This is a genomic window from Onishia taeanensis (assembly GCF_013349955.1).
In the GTDB taxonomy this organism is placed as follows: Bacteria; Pseudomonadota; Gammaproteobacteria; order Pseudomonadales; family Halomonadaceae; genus Onishia; species Onishia taeanensis_B.
On record NZ_JABVXC010000001.1, the window covers coordinates 541,644 to 560,061 of the forward strand.

Genomic DNA, 18,418 nt, shown 5'->3' on the forward strand with positions numbered 1-18,418 from the left:
GCGGCCAAAGCCGGCGCCGAGGTCTATCGGCGCCATAAACGAAGGCCCCGCCGGCAATGCCGGCGGGGCCTTTTTTGCTTCCGTCTTTTTTGCTTCAGTCACCGGATAACGTCGACGGGCGACCACTAGGTGGAAGACGACGCCGCCGGGCTGCGGCAACAGGCAGGCGCCATCTTCATGCGCCTGCCATCGGGTCGCTCACAGCTTAGAAGGCCCGGCGACGATACTCGCGATAGCGCGGGTACCAGAAGTTGCGCTCGATGGACGCCCACAGCACATCGTCATCGCACTCGAGTGCCTTGCCCTCGTGCTGCGCCATCTTCGCCACGTCGAAGGCGATGGACTGGCTGATCTCGCGGATATCCGACAGGGCCGGCAGTAGCGCGCCTTCTCCGTGCTGCACCATCGGCGCATGCTTGGCCAGGGCATTGGAGGCCGCCATCAGCATCTTATCGGTGATGCGGCTGGCGCCGGAGGCGATGACCCCAAGGCCGATGCCCGGGAAAATATAGGCGTTGTTGCACTGGGCAATCGGGAAGGTTTCGCCGTCGAGCTCAACCGGCTTGAAGGGGCTGCCGGTGGCGACCAGCGCCTGGCCATGGGTCCAGGCGAGCACGTCATCCGGGGTCGCCTCGACCTTCGAGGTGGGGTTGGACAGCGGCATCACCAGCGGCGCCTTGCAGCCGGCGTGCAGCGCCTCGATCAGTTCCTGGTTGAACAGACCGCGCTGGCCGGACACGCCGATCAGCACGGTGGGCTTGGCCTGCTTGACCACCCCGAGCAGGCTGGTGTCAGCAAAGTCCGCCGCATCATGGGCAAGCCGGCTCTGGAAGTCGTAGAGACCATCCATATCGCGGGTCAGGAGGCCATGACGGTCGACCATCAGGATCCGCGACCGGGCCTCGGCTTCTGAGAGGCCTTCGGCGCACATGGCGACCACGACCTGCTCGGCGATGCCGCACCCGGCGGAGCCCGCGCCGACGAAGGCCACCCGCTGCTCGGCCACACCCTCTTTCTTGGCCTTGCAGGCGGCAAGCAGAGTGCCCACGCAAACCGCCGCGGTGCCCTGAATGTCGTCATTGAAGCAGCACAGCTCGTCCCGATAACGCTCGAGCAGCGGCATGGCGTTGGTCTGCGCGAAGTCTTCGAACTGCAGCAGCACCTTGGGCCAGCGGCGCTTCACGGCGGCAATGAAGTCGGCCATGAAGGCGTTGTACTCGTCCTGAGAGACGCGCTTGTGACGCCAGCCCATGTACATGGGGTCATCGAGCAGGGTCTGGTTGTTAGTGCCCACATCCAGAGTGATCGGCAGGGTATAGGCCGGGCTGATGCCGCCACAGGCGGTATACAACGACAGCTTACCGATGGGGATGCCCATGCCGCCGATGCCTTGGTCGCCAAGCCCCAGGATGCGCTCACCGTCGGTGGCCACGATCACCTTGACGTTGTCCTTGGTCGCGGAGCGCAGGATGTCATCCATGTACTCCCGGTCGGGATAGGAAATGAACAGGCCGCGATGGTTGCGGTAAATATTGGAGAACTCTTCGCAGGCCTCCCCCACGGTCGGGGTGTAGATGATCGGCAGCATTTCCTCGAGGTGTTCCTCGAGCAGGCGGAAGAACAGCGTCTCGTTGTCGTCCTGGATGGCGCGCAGGTAGATATGGCGATCCAGGTCGGTCTGGCATTGGCAGTACTGGCGGTAGGCTCGCGAGGCCTGTTCTTCGATGGACTCGACGTTCTGCGGCAGCAGGCCAATCAGGTTGAAGGCAATGCGCTCTTGCAGGGTAAAGGCGCTGCCCTTGTTGAGCAGCGGCATCTCAAGAAGCGACGGCCCGGCATAGGGCACATAGAGAGGGCGCTTGGGAAATGTGGTCATCGTCTCATCCTTTGACTGGCAGTGGGCGAGCATCGCCGCCCGATGGTTGGGAGCTTGGCACGGACCACCACAACGACCGGCCCCAGCATTCGACCGGGGCAGGATGACGGAGGCCGCCAATGGCTTGCGCTCAGACGAAGCGGCCGAGGCCTGCCGCCTCACGCAGGCGATCCATGAAGGGCGCGGCCTCAGAACGCGCCCGTTCGGCACCCTTGGCCAACACCTGCTCGATGTGTCCCGGGTCCTCCATCAGCGCCTGGTAGCGCTCACGGGGTTCGCGCAGATGGGCATTCAGGGACTCGAAGACCCGGTCCTTGGCCACACCCCAGCCGATACCGTTCTCGTATTCGCGGCGCAGATCGGCGGTGTCCTCGGCGCTAGCGAAGGCCGAATAGATCTGGAACAGGGTGCAGGTGTCCGGGTCCTTGGGTTCGCCGGGTTCCAGGGAGTTGGTCTTGATCTTGCGCACCAGCTTCTGGAGTTTCTTCTCGGACACGAACAGCGGAATGGTGTTGTTGTAGCTCTTGGACATCTTGCGCCCGTCGAGACCGTTCAACACTTCCACCTTATCGTCGACCACCGCCTCGGGCTGGGTAAAGAACTGACCCTTGTAGAGATGATTGAAGCGCCCAGCGATATCGCGGGCCATCTCGATATGCTGAATCTGATCGCGACCGACCGGCACCTTGTGGGCGTTGAACATCAGGATATCGGCGGCCATCAGCACCGGATAGCCGAACAACCCCATGGTGATCCCCTTGTCCGGGTCAGGGTAGCCAGCGGACTCGTTGTCGGCCACCGCTGCCTTGTAGGCGTGTGCCCGGTTCATCAGTCCCTTGGCGCAGACGCAGGACAGCATCCAAGTCAGCTCGGGAATCTCGGGGATATCCGACTGGCGATAGAAGATGGCGTTGTCGGTATCGAGCCCCAGCGCCAGCCAGGTGGCCGCGATTTCCAGCCGCGACTGTTCCACACGCTTGGGATCCTGACACTTGATCAGGGCATGCAAGTCGGCGAGAAAGTAGAAGGACTGGACGTTGGGGTCCTGGCTTGCGGTGATGGCCGGCTTGATCGCTCCGACGTAGTTGCCGAGATGCGGCGTACCGGTTGTCGTGATACCGGTGAGAACGCGTGTCTTGTTCATGAATTCGGACGGGTCCACTGAGTAAATGGCAAGTGCCCACAGTCTACCGCGCCGCCCCCATCAAGGCGAACAGGACGGCCCGTTGGGGACGGCCCGCTGGACGACATCGAAGCGCCATTCCAACGGGCCGCTCTGCACGATTGCCGCCCTCGCTGCGCTGCACGCGAGGGCTGGCCTTAGCTCACCAGGGTCGCCGCATCGATGCTTTCAAGGCCAAAGGCCTTGGCAACCGCCGGGTAGGTCACCTGGCCTGCGTGGATATTGAGCCCGGCCAGGAAGTGCGGGTCATCGGCCAGCGCCTGCTGCCAGCCCTTATCGGCCAGCGCCATCACGAACGGCAGGGTGGCATTGGTCAGCGCCTGGGTCGAGGTACGGGCCACGGCGCCAGGCATGTTGGCCACGCAATAGTGCACCACGCCATCGACCGCATAGGTCGGCGCGGCATGCGTGGTGGCATGACTGGTCTCGAAGCAGCCGCCCTGGTCGATCGCCACGTCGACCAGCACACTGCCGGGCTTCATCTCGGCGAGCTGGGCACGCGAGATCAGCTTGGGCGCGGCGGCACCGGGCACCAGCACGGCACCGATGATCAGATCGGACTCGCGCACCGCCTCGTCCAGGGTGTCGGCGGTCGAATAGACGACCTTGATGCGACCCTGGTAGCGGTGATCGAGCACCTCGAGACGCGCGAGGGACTTGTCGAGGATGGTCACCTCGGCGCCCAGCCCCAGCGCCATGCGCGCCGCATTCTCGCCGACCACGCCACCGCCGATCACCGTCACCTTGGCCGGCGCTACACCAGGCACGCCCGGCAGCAGAATGCCGGCACCGCCCTGGGCCTTCTCCAGGCTGTGGGCCCCCGCCTGCACTGCCATGCGCCCAGCCACCGCGCTCATCGGCGCCAGCAGCGGCAGGCCACCGCCGGCTCCGGTGATGGTCTCGTAGGCGATGCAGGTGGCGCCGCTCTGGATCAACCCCTGAGTCAACGCCTCCTCGGCAGCCAGATGCAGATAGGTAAATAGAATCTGGCCGGACGACAGCCGCTCGACCTCTTCCGGCTGAGGCTCCTTGACCTTGATGATCAACTCGGCATCCCGCCAAAGCGTCGTTACATTGGCCTCGAGGGTCGCGCCGGCGGCCTCGTAGTCGGCATCCGGGAAGCCGGCACCCTCCCCGGCCCCCGCCTGCACCACCACCTGATGATCACGGCCGGTCAGCTCGCGCACACCCGAAGGTGTCAGGGCCACGCGGTATTCATGATTCTTGATTTCCTTCGGCACAGCGATCTTCATGGCACCTCCTGAGGAATAGCGGGCGCGCCGGGGCGCAAGGCGGGTCATCACAGACCCGACACGTGATAGCAGTACAGCACAGCGGCACAAGAGCAACCAAGGCCAAGGGAAACTTTAGAAAGATGCCAAAGAAAAACCCCCGGCTGACAACGGTTTTCGTTGTCAGCTGGGGGTTAAAAAACAAATATTTCTGGTGTTGGCAGCGCGTTCGGCCATCAGTCGCGCCGATGCGTACCGCAGGCCCAGCAGGTTTCGAAGACGCCCTCGAGATGCTCGCCGCAGCCCGGGCAGCTCCAGTCAGGGCGGGCCTCGCCAGGCCCCTCGAGGGCCTCGCGTACCAGCGTTCTGGCGCGGGCGGCGTTATGCGGCGCCACCCACACCTCCGGCTCGCACTCGCCAAGCGGCAGCTCCCCTGCCCCACCACCGAGGGTCAGGTTTCTGAGTTCGGCCCGCACCCCAGCGCTTTCCAGCACGTTGTGCACATGGCTGACCAGCAGCGCGTTGGGGTAGGCGAAGACCCGCACCCAGCCCCCCATCAGTCGCGGAAGACCCTCACGCCGAGCGCCTTGAGATAATCGGTCTCGGGAATCGACGGATGCACTGGATGATCGCTGCCCTGATGGCCCTGATAGATCACCTGGCCATGACGGTCCTGGTGACGCACCGCCCCACGCACGCACTCGACGAGGCGCTCCGGCGCCAGGTGCATCGAGCAGGAGGCGCTCATCAACAGGCCGTCACGGCCCAGCAGACGCATGGCCTCACGGTTGAGGCGCGAGTAAGCCCGCTCGCCGCTGGGAATATCCTTGCGCTTCTTGATAAAGGCCGGCGGGTCGAGGACCACCACATCGAACTGCTCGCCTTCGGCCTTGAGCGCAGCCATGGCCTCGAAGGCATCCCCCTCGCCGATGGCCACCTGGTCGGTGAGACCATTGAGGGCGGCGTTGGCAGCCACGTGCTCGAGGGCATCGCTGGAGGCATCCACGCACAGCACCTCGCTGGCCCCGTGCGCCGCCGCCTGCACGCCCCAGCCACCCACGTAGCTGAACACGTCCAGCACGCGCTTGCCGGCCACCAGCTTATTGAGCCAGGCGCGGTTGTCGCGGTGGTCATAGAACCAACCCGTCTTCTGGCCGTCGAGCACCCGGGCGACGAAGCGCACGCCGTTTTCCTCGAGCAATACTTCCTCGGGCAGCTCGCCCTTGACCACTTCAACCTGGCGATCGAGCTGCTCCTGACGGCGCCCGGAGGAGTCGTTCTTGAAGACGATGGCCCGCGGCGACAGCACCTTGTCCAGGGCATCGATCACCTGCTCGGCCATGCGCTCCATGCCCAGAGTGTTGAGCTGGACCACCAGCACATCGTCGAAGCGGTCGACGATCAGTCCAGGCAACAGATCACCCTCGCCGTGCACCAGCCGATAGAAGGGCTTGGCGAAGAGCCGCTGGCGCAGGCCCAGGGCCTGCTTGAAGCGATGCACCAACAGCGAGCGGTCGAGGCGCATTTCCGGGTCCCGAGACACTACCCGAGCACAGATCAGCGAATGCGGATTGACGTAAGCGACCGCCATGGCACGGCCGTTACTGGCCTCGACCACCGCCTGGGCGCCCGGCTCAAAGGTCTTGAGCGGGGTCGCATCGGTATCGATCTCGTTGGAATACAGCCACAGATGCCCCGCCTTCAGGCGGCGGTCGGCGTTCTTCTTCAAGCGCAGGCGTTCGGTCACGGAAGTCTCCGTCAAACAGACAACAGGAAAGTAAGGACAGTCTACCCTGACAAGCCCGATAACGCGCGGGCCTGCCGGGTTGATCGAATCAGGTCTGGCAGTTGGGGCAAAAAACACTGGCGCGCTGGCCGAGAGTGACCAAGCGCAACTCCCTGCCACAGCGCCGGCACGGCTCGCCGTCACGGCCATAGACGTTGAGGCGCTGGGCGAAATAGCCCGGCTCCCCGGTACCGCTGACGAAGTCGCGCAGGGTCGTACCGCCCTGGGTAATGGCCGACGACAGCACCTCGCGGATGGCCGCGGTAAGGCGCACGTAGCGCTCGCGGGAAATCTGGCCGGCGGCTCGGCGCGGATCGATGCCGGCAAGGAACAGCGCCTCGGCGGCGTAGATATTGCCCACGCCGACCACCACGGCGTTATCCATCAGGAAAGGTTTCACGGCCAGGCGCCGCTTGCGCGAGCATTGGAACAACCGCTCGTCATCGAAGGCCGGCGACAGCGGCTCGGGGCCTAGCCGAACGAAGCGCCGGTCGCTTGCAACATCACCCTGGAGCCAGTCCAGGAAGCCGAAGCGACGCGGGTCGTGATAGCGCAGAATAGCGCCATCCTCCATCACCAGATCGACATGATCGTGCTTCTTCGGCGGGTCGCCAAGCCGCGCGATACGCAGGCTGCCGGACATGCCCAGATGCCAGAGCAGCGCAGGTCCTGCCGCCTCCTCGTCATGCAACGCATCGCCGACCGGCGCGCCATCGGTCACCGCGCTATCGGTCGGCGACTCGATGGGCAGGATCAGGTACTTGGCACGGCGCGAAAGCGTCCCGATCCGCGAGCCTATCAGTGCATTTTCGAGCCCTTCCGGCACCGGCAGGCGCAGGCGACGGTTGCGCACGATCACCTCATGGATCTCGCGCCCTTCCAAGTAGGGCGCAATGCCGCGGCGCGTGGTCTCGACTTCGGGAAGTTCGGGCATGGCACAACGGGTCCGTGAAGCGACGGGGGTGGGCGAAATAGTGAGCGTCCAGAGACGCAAAAACCCGGCGCTAACCGGGTTTAGGCGACAGACTTGCGCCTGCGGCAGGAGCCATCAAGACTTACTTGATCTTGGCTTCCTTGTACATCACGTGCTTGCGGATCGTCGGGTCAAACTTTTTCATTTCCAGTTTGTCCGGGGTGTTCCGCTTGTTCTTATCGGTGGTGTAGAAGTGGCCGGTACCGGCGCTGGACACCATACGAATCTTATCGCGCATGACTCAGTTCTCCCTAGAAGGCTGCTTAGACGCGTTCGCCGCGCTTGCGGATATCAGACAGCACCGCTTCGATGCCTTTCTTGTCGATGATGCGCATACCCTTGGAGGAGAGGCGCAGCTTGATGAAGCGCTTCTCTGACTCCACCCAAAAACGGTGGGAATGCAGGTTCGGCAAGAAACGACGACGGGTCTTGCGCTGGGAGTGAGATACGTTGTTACCTGTTACCGGACGCTTGCCGGTAACCTGACATACATTGGACATGGGAGCCTCCAACCGCTTGGCGAGTTGTTCAAAACCTGTCGGGCAAACCGGGTAGGGCGAACGGCTGGCCACCGCCTCGATGCCCCCTTATTTAACCCAGGGAATTCTAAAGGGTGCATGTTATACCAGAGGCCGGCACGCGCGGCAAGCATCAACGGCACAACAACCTACCCCTGCACCCCCATGAGCGCTGGCCTGGACGTCAAGACGGGCTTCTCTGTTGGCACGACACCTACACGACAGACAGGTGCTGTGTGACCGGACGCGACGGCGACCACTCGTAGCCGTCACGCCGGGCGACGCATTTTACCCCAGCTTTTTCTATAGCGAAACGGCCCAGGGACAAAACCGGGCCGCCCTACAACCAGCCTCGCTCGGCGAAGGACACCACTTCGCCATCACCGACCACGAAGTGATCGAGCACCCGAATCTCGAATAGCTCCAACGCCGCCTTGAGGCGCTGCGTGATGCGCCGGTCGGCGTCGCTGGGCTCGGCGACACCGGAAGGATGATTGTGCGCCAGGATGGTGGCCCCGGCGCCCAGCGCCAAGGCGCGCCGAGCCACTTCCCGGGGGTAGACCGAGGCACTGTCGAGGGTGCCGCGAAACAGCGATTCGAAGTGAATTACGCGATGCTGGCTGTCGAGAAACATGACGGCGAACTCTTCATGGCCCAGGTGGCGCAGCTTGGAGGCCAGAAAGGCGCGCACCAGCGACGGAGAGGTCAAGGCATCGCCCCGGGTGAGCTGGCTTGCCAAATGGCGACGCGACATCTCAAGAACCGCCTGAAGCTGCACGAAGCTGGCATCGCCCAGCCCATGCTCGGCACAGAAACGCGCCCGGTCGGCCTCGAGCAGCGGTCGCAACCCGCCGAAGCTCGACAGGAGATCCCGCGCCAGATCCACCGCCGAGCGCCCCTTGACACCCACCCGCAGAAATATTGCCAGCAGTTCCGCATCGGACAGGGCCGCAGGCCCCAGACTCAGCAGTTTCTCCCGTGGGCGTTCACCCTCGGGCCAGTCTCGAATCGCCATATGACGCCTCCCTGCGTCCGGTTCACGCTATCGCCGCCTTTCCCGCCGTTCTCGCAGCGGCTAGCCGACGCTGCCAAGCCCTGGCGAGGCAACAGACCCAACCAAGTAAAAAGTAGTAACAGAGGCGCTCCAAGCCCGCCAGTCTCACCGCACGCGCCCTGCTAACGCAGCACGACAGTCGGCCCCGGCACGGGAATGGAAAGACTGCAATGGAAAGCCGGGCAGCCCACCTTAGGGCATTACCGGGGGACATGCCGGGCGCTACGCAAGAAATGCTGCGAGTGGTAAGGTAAGAGCTTCGCTCACTGCTCGGATACTGAGATGGCAACACCCTCCGGCAAGCGCATTCTGCTGGGCATCAGCGCCGGCATCGCCGCCTACAAGAGCGCCCACCTGGCCCGCCTTTTGAAGAAGGCCGGGCATGAGGTGCGCGTGGTCATGACCGACGGCGCACAGGCCTTCATCACCCCACTGACGCTGCAGGCCCTTACCGGCGAGCCGGTGCGCACCTCCCTGCTCGACCCCGAGGCCGAGGCCGGCATGGGCCATATCGAGCTGGCTCGCTGGGCCGAGCTGATCTTGATTGCCCCGGCCACTGCAGACCTGATGGCGCGCCTCGTCCACGGTCATGCCGACGACCTGCTGACCACCCTGTGCCTGGCCAGCGACGCCGACAAGGCCATGGCTCCCGCCATGAACCAGGCCATGTGGCGCCACCCGGCCACGGCCCGTAATACCCGCCAGCTAGAGGCCGACGGCTGGTGGCTACTGGGCCCGGATGCCGGTGACCAGGCCTGCGGCGATGTCGGGCCCGGGCGCATGCTCGAGCCCGAAACCATCGTCGATACGCTTTTCAAGGCGCCCAGTGACGCCCCCTTAATGGCGCCCGATGCCGCGCCTTGGATGACGCCCGATACCACGTCAGCCGAGGCTCGCCCAGCGCAGGGCCTGACGGTGACTATCACGGCGGGCCCGACTCGCGAGCCGCTGGACCCGGTCCGCTACCTGTCCAACCACAGCTCGGGGAAGATGGGCTATGCGCTGGCCGAGGCGGCCGCCGCACTGGGTGCCACCGTGCACCTGATCAGCGGCCCGGTGAGTCTCGCCACACCCAGCGGGGTTAACCGCATCGACGTGACCTCGGCCAACGAGATGGCCGAGGTTGCCTACCGGCTGGCGGCGCAAAGCGACGTCTTCATTGGCTGCGCGGCCGTCGCCGACTACCGGGCCGCCAACGTCAGCGAGCACAAGATCAAGAAGAGCGCGGAGAATGACGAGCTGACGCTTACCTTGGTCAAGAATCCCGACATCATCGCCGAGGTGGCCAAGCACCGCGCTGGTGCACCCCGCCCTTTTATGGTGGGCTTCGCCGCCGAGACTCGCGATGTCGAGACCTACGCTCGGGACAAGCTGGCCCGCAAGGGCCTCGACATGATCGTCGCCAACGATATCTCCCTGGCCGGGCTCGGCTTCGGCGCCGACCACAACGCCGCCCTGCTGCTGTGGCCGAGCGCCGATGAAGCCAGCCAATCGCTCGGCCGCCGGGCACTGCCCGCCCAGAGCAAGGCTACGCTGGCCGCGACGATCCTCGACTGCCTGCTCGAGCGCCTCGAACAGGCCGACGCGACAGCATCTTCCATTGCTGCTACCCCAGATTCACCACAGGACCCCCAATGACCGCGACTTCCTCCGCCCCGCGCCTGGCCGTCAAGATTCTCGACGAGCGCGTCCGCGATCATCTGCCCCACTATGCTACCGCCGGTAGCGCCGGCATGGACTTGCGCGCCCTGCTCGACGCCCCACTGACCCTGGAGCCGGGCGATTGCGAACTGGTACGTACCGGGCTCGCCGTGCATATCGCCGACCCCGCGCTCGCCGGCATGATTCTTCCTCGCTCGGGGCTGGGTCACAAACACGGCATCGTGCTTGGCAACCTGGTCGGGCTGATCGACTCCGACTACCAGGGCGAGCTGATGATCTCGGTATGGAATCGCGGTCAGACAAGCTTCGTGCTCGAGCCCTGCGAGCGCCTGGCACAGTATGTGCTAGTACCCGTGGTACAGGCAGAGCTCGAGGTCGTCGACGATTTCGACGCCGGCCTGCCCAACGATCGACAGAGTAGCCCTGGCCAACAGGGCACCGGCCAGCGTGGCACCGGCCAGCGTGGCACCGGCCAGCGTGGCACCGGCCAGCGTGGCACCGGCGGTTTCGGCAGTTCCGGGCGCCACTGAATAGCCGCTTCTTGCATGCGGGGCCCGGATGCCCCGCTCCCCCTACAAGCCTCTAGCGAAGGAATGGCCTCATGACACAGGTACCCGCTTCGATCTTCCGCGCTTATGACATCCGCGGCATCGTCGATGACACCCTTAGCGAAGATGGCGTCGAGCAGATCGGTCGCGCCATCGGCAGCGAGGCCGCCGCACGCGGCGAAACCACCGTGGTGGTGGCCCGCGACGGCCGCCTCTCCGGCCCGCGCCTGGCCGCCGCCCTGATGCGCGGCCTGGCTGGCGCGGGCCAGAACGTCATCGACATCGGCATGGTGCCGACCCCGGTGCTCTACTACGCTACCCACGTGCTCGACGGCACCGCCTCCGGCGTGATGGTCACCGGCAGTCACAATCCGCCTGACTACAACGGCCTGAAGATCGTGCTGGCCGGCGAAACCCTGTCCGGCGAGGCCATCACCGCCCTGCATACGCGACTCGTCGAGGATGACCTGACAAGCGGTCAGGGCAGCATCCGCGAGGACGACGTGCGCGAGCAGTACCTGGCACGCATCCTTGGCGACGTGACGCCGGCGCGGCGGCTCAAGGCAGTGGTCGACTGTGGCAACGGCGTAGCCGGCGAGCTCGGCCCCCAGCTCGTCGAGCGTCTCGGCATCGAGACCATTCCCCTGTTCGCCGAAATCGACGGCACCTTTCCCAACCACCACCCGGACCCGGGCAAGCCCGAAAACCTCACCGACCTGATTCGCACCGTCAAGGAAACCGGCGCCGACATCGGCCTGGCCTTCGACGGCGACGGCGACCGACTGGGCGTAATCACCCCGGCCGGCGAGCTGATCTACCCGGACCGGCTGATGATGGCCTTCGCCGAGGACATGCTGGAGCGCAACCCCGGCGCCAGGGTGATCTTCGACGTCAAGTGCACCGGTAATCTGGCCCAGGTGATCGAGGCCGCCGGCGGCACCCCGGAGATGTGGCGCACCGGCCACTCGCTGATCAAGGCCCGCATGAAGGAGACCGGCGCGGCGCTCGCCGGCGAGATGAGCGGCCATATCTTCTTCCAGGAACGCTGGTACGGCTTCGACGACGGCCTCTACGGCGCCGCTCGCCTGCTCGAGATCCTGGCCAAACAGCCCGAAGGACAGGATGCCGACGACTTCTTCGCCCGCTTCCCCCAGGACCTGGGCACCCCGGAGCTCAACATCACCGTCACCGACGAGACCAAGTTCGCCCTGGTCGAGCGCCTGGCCCGAGAAGCAGACTTCGGTGAAGACGGCGTCAAGACGACCCTGGACGGCATACGGGTCGACTATCCTGATGGCTGGGGCCTATGCCGCGCCTCCAACACCACGCCGGTGCTGGTGCTGCGCTTCGAGGGCAAGAGCCAGGCAGCGCTCGAGCGCATCCAGGCACGCTTCGGCGATGCCCTGAAGCAGATCGACCCGAGCATCGCACTGCCGCTCTGAGTCACCGGCTCGGATGACGTCGATCCGAGTGCTCTGAAGAACGCGGCGCCGAACCAGCGGCGCCGCCCGATCACGCCCCCGACCATACCGGGGCGCTGCCACGAGAGACATTCCCATGAGTGAACACAGCCGCGACCCCCGCCAGGTCGTCGAGGTCCTCTCCGAGGCCCTGCCCTATATCCAGCGCTTCTCCGGCAAGACCGTGGTGGTCAAGTACGGCGGCAACGCCATGACCGAGGACACCCTGATCGACTCCTTCGCCCGCGACATGGTGTTGATGAAGGAAGTCGGCATCAATCCGGTGGTAGTCCACGGCGGCGGCCCGCAGATCGGCGAGCTGCTCGACAAGCTCAAGATCGAGTCGCGCTTCGTCAACGGCATGCGGGTCACCGACGCCGAGACCATGGACGTGGTCGAAATGGTGCTAGGCGGGCTCGTCAACAAGGGCATCGTCAACCTGATCAACCAGTGCGGCGGCAAAGCCATCGGCATGACCGGCAAGGACGGCGCCCAGATCCGTGCCCGCCAGCTCAAGGTCGAACAGAAGACGCCGGAGGTGACCGCCTCCGAGATCATCGACATCGGCCATGTCGGCGAGGTCGAGCACGTCTCCACCGACCTGATCGAGATGCTGACCGCGCGCGACTTCATCCCGGTGATCGCACCGATCGGCGTCGACGAGAACGGCCGCAGCTACAACATCAATGCCGACCTGGTGGCCGGCAAGGTCGCCGAGGCGCTGTCCGCCGAGAAGCTGATGCTGCTGACCAATGTCGCCGGCCTGATGAATGCCGAGGGCGAGGTACTCACCGGGCTCTCGACCCAGGACGTGGACAACCTGATCGCCGATGGCACCATCCACGGCGGCATGCTGCCGAAGATTCGCTGTGCCCTCGAAGCGGTCAAGGGCGGCGTGGCCAGCGCGCACATCATCGACGGTCGCGTCCCCCACGCCACCCTGCTGGAGATTTTCACCAAGGCCGGGGTCGGCACGCAGATTCTTGAAAGCGAGCACTGATCGCGAGTCTCGGTTAACGGTTTGCCCCGCTTGCGGAGGCTCAGTAGGATGAGGTCAAGATCCCAAAATATTATTAGAAGAAGCTCATGACGCAGGAAACCAACAAACCCAACCGCCGCGAGCAGATCCTCCAGGCGCTGGCGCTGATGCTCGAGGAAGACAGCGGCAAGCGCATCACCATCGCCGCCCTGGCCCGCCAGGTCGGCGTCTCGGAGGCTGCGCTATACCGCCACTTCCCGAGCAAGGCGCGCATGTTCGAAGGCTTGATCGAGTTCATCGAGGAGAGCCTGTTCGAGCGCATCCGGCGCATCCTCGACGAGACCCCGGAGACCCTGCCGCGCTGCCAGCAGATCATCACTCTGCTGCTTGGTTTCGCCGAGAAGAATCCGGGCCTGTCCCGGCTGCTCGGCGGCGACGCCCTGACTGGCGAGACTGCGCGTCTGCGCCTGCGCATCCACCAGCTCTTCGAGCGCCTGGAGACGCAGCTCAAGCAGGTCCTGCGCGAGGCCGAGCTTAGCGAGCGTCGCCGGCCGCGGGTCTCTGCCTCGGCCAGTGCCAACCTGCTGATGGTGCACGTGGAAGGCCAGATCTCCCAGTACGTCAGGAGCGACTTCAAGCGTCGCCCCACCGAATTCTGGGACGACCAGTGGACACTGCTTGCCGAGCGCCTGCTCGTCGATGTCCCGGAACTCGCCCGCGCCTGACGGCGGCTAATGCCACTGACCCAGCGACGACTTCCCTGAAACGCAAAACCCCCGGTGCCAAGGGCACCGGGGGTTTTCTTGTCAGCTCTCGCCCTCGACCAACTTCGAGTGGAGATGCCTCAGCGCAGAACGCTAGTCAACAAAGGCTGGAAACCTAAGGGCTATGCGAATGGCTATGCCACCAGGGCGTCGCCGATCTGCTGCTTGATCTTCTTCATGGCGTTCTTCTCGAGCTGACGAATACGCTCGGCGGACACGCCATAGACATCTGCCAGGTCGTGCAGGGTTGCCTTGGGCTCATTGAGCCAACGACGCGTCAGGATGTCCTGAGAGCGCTCGTCGAGCTCGCCCAGCGCTTCGCGCAGGCGACGGGTGGAGTCTTCTTCCCAATCGCTGTCCTCGATCTGGGTCGCCGGGTCATAGCGACCGTCGTCGAGGAAATTGACCGGCGCCTGATAGGACGAGGACTCATCGTCATCGCTCGGCGACGCATCGAAGCCGGCGTCGTAGGACGACAGCCGCCCTTCCATGTCGCGCACCACATGCGGCTTGACGTCGAGGTCCTTGGCGATGGCATCGACCTCATCATTGTTCAGCCAGGCCAGGCGCTTCTTGGCACTGCGCAGGTTGAAGAACAATTTGCGCTGAGCCTTGGTGGTGGCGATCTTGACGATACGCCAGTTGCGAAGCACGAATTCGTGAATCTCGGCCTTGATCCAGTGCACCGCAAAGGACACCAGACGCACACCCTGATGCGGGTCGAAGCGCTTGACCGCTTTCATCAAGCCCACGTTGCCCTCTTGGATCAGGTCTGCCTGGGGCAGGCCGTAGCCGGAATAGCTGCGGGCAATGTGAACCACGAAACGCAGGTGCGACATGACGAGCCGACGGGCCGCCTCAAGGTCGTTCTCGTCATGAAGGCGGAAGGCCAGTTCGCGCTCTTCATCGGCGGTCAACACGGCAATGCCGTTCACCGCCTGAATGTAACCATTCAGATCGTGGCCCGGGGAAAGGTGGCCAGCAGGCAGAAGACTGGTGCTCATGCAGGATGTCTCCAAGTTTGCCCTCAGTATCGTGCGCACAAGAACATAAGAATGAATCGCTTGCGCGCGGTAGCGGACGTCATGGTCAAGGCTGGGGTATAGGCCCTTGATCATTAGATGACTAACGTTTCGCCTGTTCGACGCCCACCAGACCATAAAGTTCCGGTGAATGCCAGCCCATCTTCATGCGATATCCGCATCGTCACGCAGTGTAGCTTACCGGGGCCGAATGTCAGCCAGATGACGTGACACCGCAATCCAGGCCCCCAGCAAACCCAGTAGTGTACTCGAAACGAGCAGCGTTGCCGAGCCTGCACCATCCAGCCCAGGCATCGTGAAGCTGGCGCCGTAACTCTCGGCCAGCGCCGTGGCCGGGGCGCTCAGCCACTGCCTGCCCAGCGCCAGCAGCGCCCAGGCCAACAGCCCGCCGCCCAGTCCATACCAGGCGCCGCTGTATAGGAAGGGACGGCGCACGAAACCGTGGGTGGCGCCGATCAGGGTCACGACTTCGATTTCCTGGCGGCGGCTCTCAACCGCCAAACGAATGGTATTGCCCACCACCAGCAGCACGCCCAGACCAAACAGCACACCGAGCGCCAGCGTCACTCGCCGACCCAGCTCGGCGAGACGCTTGAGGCGCTCGAGCCAGGCCAGGTCCACTCGCACCTCGTCGACGCCGCCGACCGCCTCCAGTTGGGTCGCCAGGGTGCGCATCGCCTCCGGCGACGCATCCTGAGGCGAGACCACCACGCTTGCCGGGAGTGGGTTGGTCTCGAGTCGCTCGAGGGCATCCTCGAGCCCCAACGCCTGCTGGAACTCGGCCATGCCTTCGGCGGCGGTAATCAACCGTACCGCCTCGACCGCCGGAGCGGCTCCCAGCGCTTCAGCCACCCGCATCGCTTCGCGCTCATCGACATCGCTGTCCAAATAGGCCGTTAGCGTCGCACTTTCATCGAGCTCGGCATCCAACAGCCTGGCGCCGTCCAGGGACAGCCACAGGGCGGTCGGCAGTATCAGCGCAATGGCGATGGCCAGCATGGTCAATAGGCTGGCAATGGGGGTACGAATCAACCGACCGGCACTGTCCAGGCACATGGCCCGGTGATGGCGCGCCCAGGCACTGAACCGGCTACGCATCACGGTACGCTGGCTGCGTGCGCCGCGCGGCGAGGACGAACGCGCCGCTTTTGCACTCTCGCGCTCGCTCATGTGGCCTCCTGGTCACCGACCAGACGCCCGTCCCGCAGGCGCAGCACGCGATGGCGCAGCCTGGCGATAAGCGCTAGATCGTGGCTGGCGATCAGCACCGTGGTGCCAATGCGGTTGAAGTCCTCGAACAGCGTCATGATGTCGGCGGAGAGCTGGGGGTCGAGATTACCAGTCGGCTCGTCAGCCAGCAGCAGCGACGGTTTGTTGACCACCGCCCGGGCGATACCGACCCGCTGCTGCTCGCCGCCGGAAAGCTCGATAGGCAGCGCTTTTTCCCGATGCAAAAGCCCTACCTTGTCCAGCGCCGCACGCGTACGGCGCGCTATCTCCCGAGGCTCGGCGCCCTGAATCTCGAGCGGCAGGGCCACATTGGCGAAGACATCCCGATCAAAGAGCAGCTGGTGATCCTGAAAGACCACGCCGATCTGGCGTCGATAGAAGGGCACCTGGCTGGCATGCAGGCCAGCGATATCATGGCCGGCCACCCGCACCTTGCCACGGGACGGGCGCTCCAGACGCATGATCAGGCGCAGCAGCGAGCTCTTGCCGGCCCCGGAGTGGCCGGTCAAGAAGACCATCTCGCCGCGCTGGACCCGAAAGTCGATATTGGCCAGGGCCTCGAAGCGCCCACCATAGCGCTTGCCGACATGTTCGAAGGCGATCATCGCTTAGCGTCTCATTCGCTGCGCGACGTATTGAAGAGCGCATCGACGAAATCACGGCCGGCAAAGGGCCGCAGGTCGTCGACGGTCTCGCCGACGCCGATATAGCGGATCGGCGTGCCGAGCTGCTTGGCCAGAGCGAAGATGATGCCGCCCTTGGCGGTGCCATCGAGCTTGGTCAGGGTGATGCCTGTGACCGGCACCGCCTCGTTGAAGGTGGCCGCCTGTGACAGGGCGTTCTGACCGGTGCCGGCATCGAGCACCAGCATCACCTCGTGGGGGGCGGCGGCGTCGAGCTTGGCCATCACGCGCTGCACCTTCTTGAGTTCCTCCATCAGGTGGCCCTTGTTGTGCAGGCGCCCGGCGGTATCGGCAATCAGCACATCGACGCCCCGGGCCTTGGCGGCGGAGAGCGCGTCATAGATCACCGAGGCACTGTCGGCGCCGGTGTGCTGGGCGATCACCGGCACGCTGTTGCGCTCGCCCCACACCTTGAGCTGCTCGACGGCGGCGGCACGGAAGGTATCGCCGGCGGCCAGCATCACGCTGCGCCCCTGGCCCTGGAAACGCTTGGCCAGCTTGCCGATGGTGGTGGTCTTGCCAACGCCGTTGACGCCGACCATCAGGATAACGAAGGGCCCCTGCCCTTTTTCGGGCAGCACCAGGTCCTTGGCCACCGGTTCGAGCAGTGCGGCCAGCTCCTCTTGCAGGGCGTCATAGAGCGCCTGCGGCTCCTTGAGCTCCTTGCGTGAGACTCGAGCGGTCAGGCGGTCGATGATCTCGGTGGTCGCCTCGATGCCCACATCCGCCATCAGCAGCTGGGTCTCGAGGTCTTCCATCAGCTCATCGTCGATCTGCTTCTTGCCGAGGAACAGATCGGCGATGCCTTCACTCAGGTTGGCGCGGGTCTTGCCCAGACCTTCCTTGATACGGGCGAACCAGCCTTTCTTCTTGCCTTTCTCTGGCGCATCCTTTTCTGGCGACCCCTTCTCTGGCACGTCCTGCTGTGATGCGCCCTCCTCAGGTTCCTGGCTCTGCTGAGGCTGGGCGTCACGGTCGGCGGCGCGAGACTCAGGGGCGGTCTCGGGCTCAGGCGTCAGCTCTGCTTGCGCCTCTGCGGCCGGACGCTCGTCATGCTCGCCGCCTTGTGTATCGGGTTTCGCTGTATCCAGCCCGGGGCTGACGTCCTCCGCCTGCTCGGCGGGCTGTTCAACGTTTTGTTCAAAGGCCTGGTTAGAGGTCTGCTCAGACGCTTCGTCCTGGCGCGGCGCGCTCTCAGGGTCCTGCTCGGCCGGCTCCTCGGCAGCCTGAGCCTGTGACGAGTGGTCCTGCGATGGCTGGGCCTCGCCAGCCCGCTCTGCGGTATCGGCGTTCGTCGCGGAGCCATCATCGTCGGTGCCTTCTTCCGCGCCGGGGGAAACCTCCTGGTCCGACGAGGGCTCTTGCTGAGCCGGGTCCTGCTTCTTCTTGCGCTTGAAAAATCCGAACATGGGCGTGATCTGGTCTCG

General features: G+C 64.6%; 18 protein-coding genes. 5 read left to right on the plus strand and 13 right to left on the minus strand.

Annotated elements, in window-relative coordinates:
* Positions 1–205: 205 nt before the first annotated feature.
* The 9 genes from HUS66_RS02425 to radC form a co-directional block, all read right to left on the minus strand.
* Positions 206–1,876: an NAD-dependent malic enzyme gene (locus HUS66_RS02425; RefSeq protein WP_175069362.1), complete on the minus strand. Its 1,671-nt coding sequence runs from the start codon at positions 1,874–1,876 to the stop codon at positions 206–208.
* A gap of 130 nt (positions 1,877–2,006) precedes the next feature.
* Positions 2,007–3,020 (minus strand): tryptophan--tRNA ligase, encoded by a 1,014-nt coding sequence (locus HUS66_RS02430; protein WP_175069363.1) that lies wholly within the window; start codon positions 3,018–3,020, stop codon positions 2,007–2,009.
* Between the two features lie 176 nt (positions 3,021–3,196).
* Entirely contained in the window at positions 3,197–4,312 is a 1,116-nt protein-coding gene (ald, locus tag HUS66_RS02435) for an alanine dehydrogenase (RefSeq protein WP_175069364.1), read from the minus strand.
* Positions 4,313–4,527: 215 nt separating this feature from the next.
* The gene (locus HUS66_RS02440) at positions 4,528–4,848 is read right to left on the minus strand and encodes a DUF2007 domain-containing protein (protein ID WP_175069365.1); all 321 of its coding nucleotides are present in this window, start codon (positions 4,846–4,848) and stop codon (positions 4,528–4,530) included.
* Positions 4,848–6,038 (minus strand): class I SAM-dependent rRNA methyltransferase, encoded by a 1,191-nt coding sequence (locus tag HUS66_RS02445; protein ID WP_175069366.1) that lies wholly within the window; start codon positions 6,036–6,038, stop codon positions 4,848–4,850. Before HUS66_RS02445 ends, HUS66_RS02440 begins: the two co-directional genes overlap by 1 nt.
* Before the next feature lie 88 nt (positions 6,039–6,126).
* A complete protein-coding gene (gene mutM / locus HUS66_RS02450) occupies positions 6,127–7,011 on the minus strand; it encodes a bifunctional DNA-formamidopyrimidine glycosylase/DNA-(apurinic or apyrimidinic site) lyase (protein ID WP_175069367.1) in 885 nt (294 codons plus the stop codon).
* Positions 7,012–7,132: 121 nt separating this feature from the next.
* Entirely contained in the window at positions 7,133–7,288 is a 156-nt protein-coding gene (gene rpmG, locus HUS66_RS02455; protein ID WP_092522892.1) for a 50S ribosomal protein L33, read from the minus strand.
* Between the two features lie 25 nt (positions 7,289–7,313).
* The gene (gene rpmB / locus HUS66_RS02460) at positions 7,314–7,550 is read right to left on the minus strand and encodes a 50S ribosomal protein L28 (RefSeq protein WP_092522890.1); all 237 of its coding nucleotides are present in this window, start codon (positions 7,548–7,550) and stop codon (positions 7,314–7,316) included.
* A gap of 358 nt (positions 7,551–7,908) precedes the next feature.
* Positions 7,909–8,583: a RadC family protein gene (gene radC, locus HUS66_RS02465; RefSeq protein WP_175069368.1), complete on the minus strand. Its 675-nt coding sequence runs from the start codon at positions 8,581–8,583 to the stop codon at positions 7,909–7,911.
* 321 nt (positions 8,584–8,904) lie between these two features.
* Here radC and coaBC point away from each other — a divergent pair, with 321 nt between their 5' ends.
* The 5 genes from coaBC to slmA all read left to right on the plus strand — a co-directional run bounded on the left by coaBC (position 8,905) and on the right by slmA (position 13,996).
* Entirely contained in the window at positions 8,905–10,260 is a 1,356-nt protein-coding gene (coaBC, locus tag HUS66_RS02470; protein ID WP_175069369.1) for a bifunctional phosphopantothenoylcysteine decarboxylase/phosphopantothenate--cysteine ligase CoaBC, read from the plus strand.
* Positions 10,257–10,814, plus strand: coding sequence for a dUTP diphosphatase (gene dut, locus HUS66_RS02475; protein WP_175069370.1), 558 nt, complete (start codon positions 10,257–10,259; stop codon positions 10,812–10,814). The genes coaBC and dut overlap by 4 nt, the downstream gene beginning before the upstream one ends.
* Positions 10,815–10,885: 71 nt before the next feature.
* A complete protein-coding gene (locus HUS66_RS02480; RefSeq protein WP_175069371.1) occupies positions 10,886–12,274 on the plus strand; it encodes a phosphomannomutase/phosphoglucomutase in 1,389 nt (462 codons plus the stop codon).
* Positions 12,275–12,389: 115 nt separating this feature from the next.
* A complete protein-coding gene (gene argB / locus HUS66_RS02485; protein WP_175069372.1) occupies positions 12,390–13,292 on the plus strand; it encodes an acetylglutamate kinase in 903 nt (300 codons plus the stop codon).
* 86 nt (positions 13,293–13,378) lie between these two features.
* The gene (gene slmA / locus HUS66_RS02490; protein WP_175069373.1) at positions 13,379–13,996 is read left to right on the plus strand and encodes a nucleoid occlusion factor SlmA; all 618 of its coding nucleotides are present in this window, start codon (positions 13,379–13,381) and stop codon (positions 13,994–13,996) included.
* Positions 13,997–14,169: 173 nt separating this feature from the next.
* Here slmA and rpoH read toward each other — a convergent pair whose 3' ends face one another.
* From rpoH to ftsY, 4 genes are all read right to left on the minus strand, one after another.
* The gene (gene rpoH, locus HUS66_RS02495; RefSeq protein WP_175069374.1) at positions 14,170–15,039 is read right to left on the minus strand and encodes an RNA polymerase sigma factor RpoH; all 870 of its coding nucleotides are present in this window, start codon (positions 15,037–15,039) and stop codon (positions 14,170–14,172) included.
* Between the two features lie 216 nt (positions 15,040–15,255).
* Positions 15,256–16,248, minus strand: coding sequence for a permease-like cell division protein FtsX (gene ftsX, locus HUS66_RS02500; RefSeq protein ID WP_175069375.1), 993 nt, complete (start codon positions 16,246–16,248; stop codon positions 15,256–15,258).
* A complete protein-coding gene (gene ftsE / locus HUS66_RS02505) occupies positions 16,245–16,913 on the minus strand; it encodes a cell division ATP-binding protein FtsE (protein WP_092522872.1) in 669 nt (222 codons plus the stop codon). Before ftsE ends, ftsX begins: the two co-directional genes overlap by 4 nt.
* Before the next feature lie 11 nt (positions 16,914–16,924).
* Positions 16,925–18,400 carry a signal recognition particle-docking protein FtsY gene (gene ftsY / locus HUS66_RS02510; RefSeq protein ID WP_175069376.1) on the minus strand — a complete coding sequence of 492 codons (1,476 nt, stop codon included), beginning with the start codon at positions 18,398–18,400 and terminating at the stop codon, positions 16,925–16,927.
* Positions 18,401–18,418 lie beyond the last annotated feature (18 nt).

Coding starts and splice junctions, on each gene's coding strand:
- HUS66_RS02425 (WP_175069362.1), bottom strand. CDS start 1,876: ATGACCACATTTCCCAAGCGCCCTCTCTATGTGCCCTATGCCGGGCCG.
- HUS66_RS02430 (WP_175069363.1), bottom strand. CDS start 3,020: ATGAACAAGACACGCGTTCTCACCGGTATCACGACAACCGGTACGCCG.
- ald (WP_175069364.1), bottom strand. CDS start 4,312: ATGAAGATCGCTGTGCCGAAGGAAATCAAGAATCATGAATACCGCGTG.
- HUS66_RS02440 (WP_175069365.1), bottom strand. CDS start 4,848: ATGGGGGGCTGGGTGCGGGTCTTCGCCTACCCCAACGCGCTGCTGGTC.
- mutM (WP_175069367.1), bottom strand. CDS start 7,011: ATGCCCGAACTTCCCGAAGTCGAGACCACGCGCCGCGGCATTGCGCCC.
- rpmG (WP_092522892.1), bottom strand. CDS start 7,288: ATGCGCGATAAGATTCGTATGGTGTCCAGCGCCGGTACCGGCCACTTC.
- rpmB (WP_092522890.1), bottom strand. CDS start 7,550: ATGTCCAATGTATGTCAGGTTACCGGCAAGCGTCCGGTAACAGGTAAC.
- radC (WP_175069368.1), bottom strand. CDS start 8,583: ATGGCGATTCGAGACTGGCCCGAGGGTGAACGCCCACGGGAGAAACTG.
- coaBC (WP_175069369.1), top strand. CDS start 8,905: ATGGCAACACCCTCCGGCAAGCGCATTCTGCTGGGCATCAGCGCCGGC.
- dut (WP_175069370.1), top strand. CDS start 10,257: ATGACCGCGACTTCCTCCGCCCCGCGCCTGGCCGTCAAGATTCTCGAC.
- HUS66_RS02480 (WP_175069371.1), top strand. CDS start 10,886: ATGACACAGGTACCCGCTTCGATCTTCCGCGCTTATGACATCCGCGGC.
- argB (WP_175069372.1), top strand. CDS start 12,390: ATGAGTGAACACAGCCGCGACCCCCGCCAGGTCGTCGAGGTCCTCTCC.
- slmA (WP_175069373.1), top strand. CDS start 13,379: ATGACGCAGGAAACCAACAAACCCAACCGCCGCGAGCAGATCCTCCAG.
- rpoH (WP_175069374.1), bottom strand. CDS start 15,039: ATGAGCACCAGTCTTCTGCCTGCTGGCCACCTTTCCCCGGGCCACGAT.
- ftsX (WP_175069375.1), bottom strand. CDS start 16,248: ATGAGCGAGCGCGAGAGTGCAAAAGCGGCGCGTTCGTCCTCGCCGCGC.
- ftsE (WP_092522872.1), bottom strand. CDS start 16,913: ATGATCGCCTTCGAACATGTCGGCAAGCGCTATGGTGGGCGCTTCGAG.
- ftsY (WP_175069376.1), bottom strand. CDS start 18,400: ATGTTCGGATTTTTCAAGCGCAAGAAGAAGCAGGACCCGGCTCAGCAA.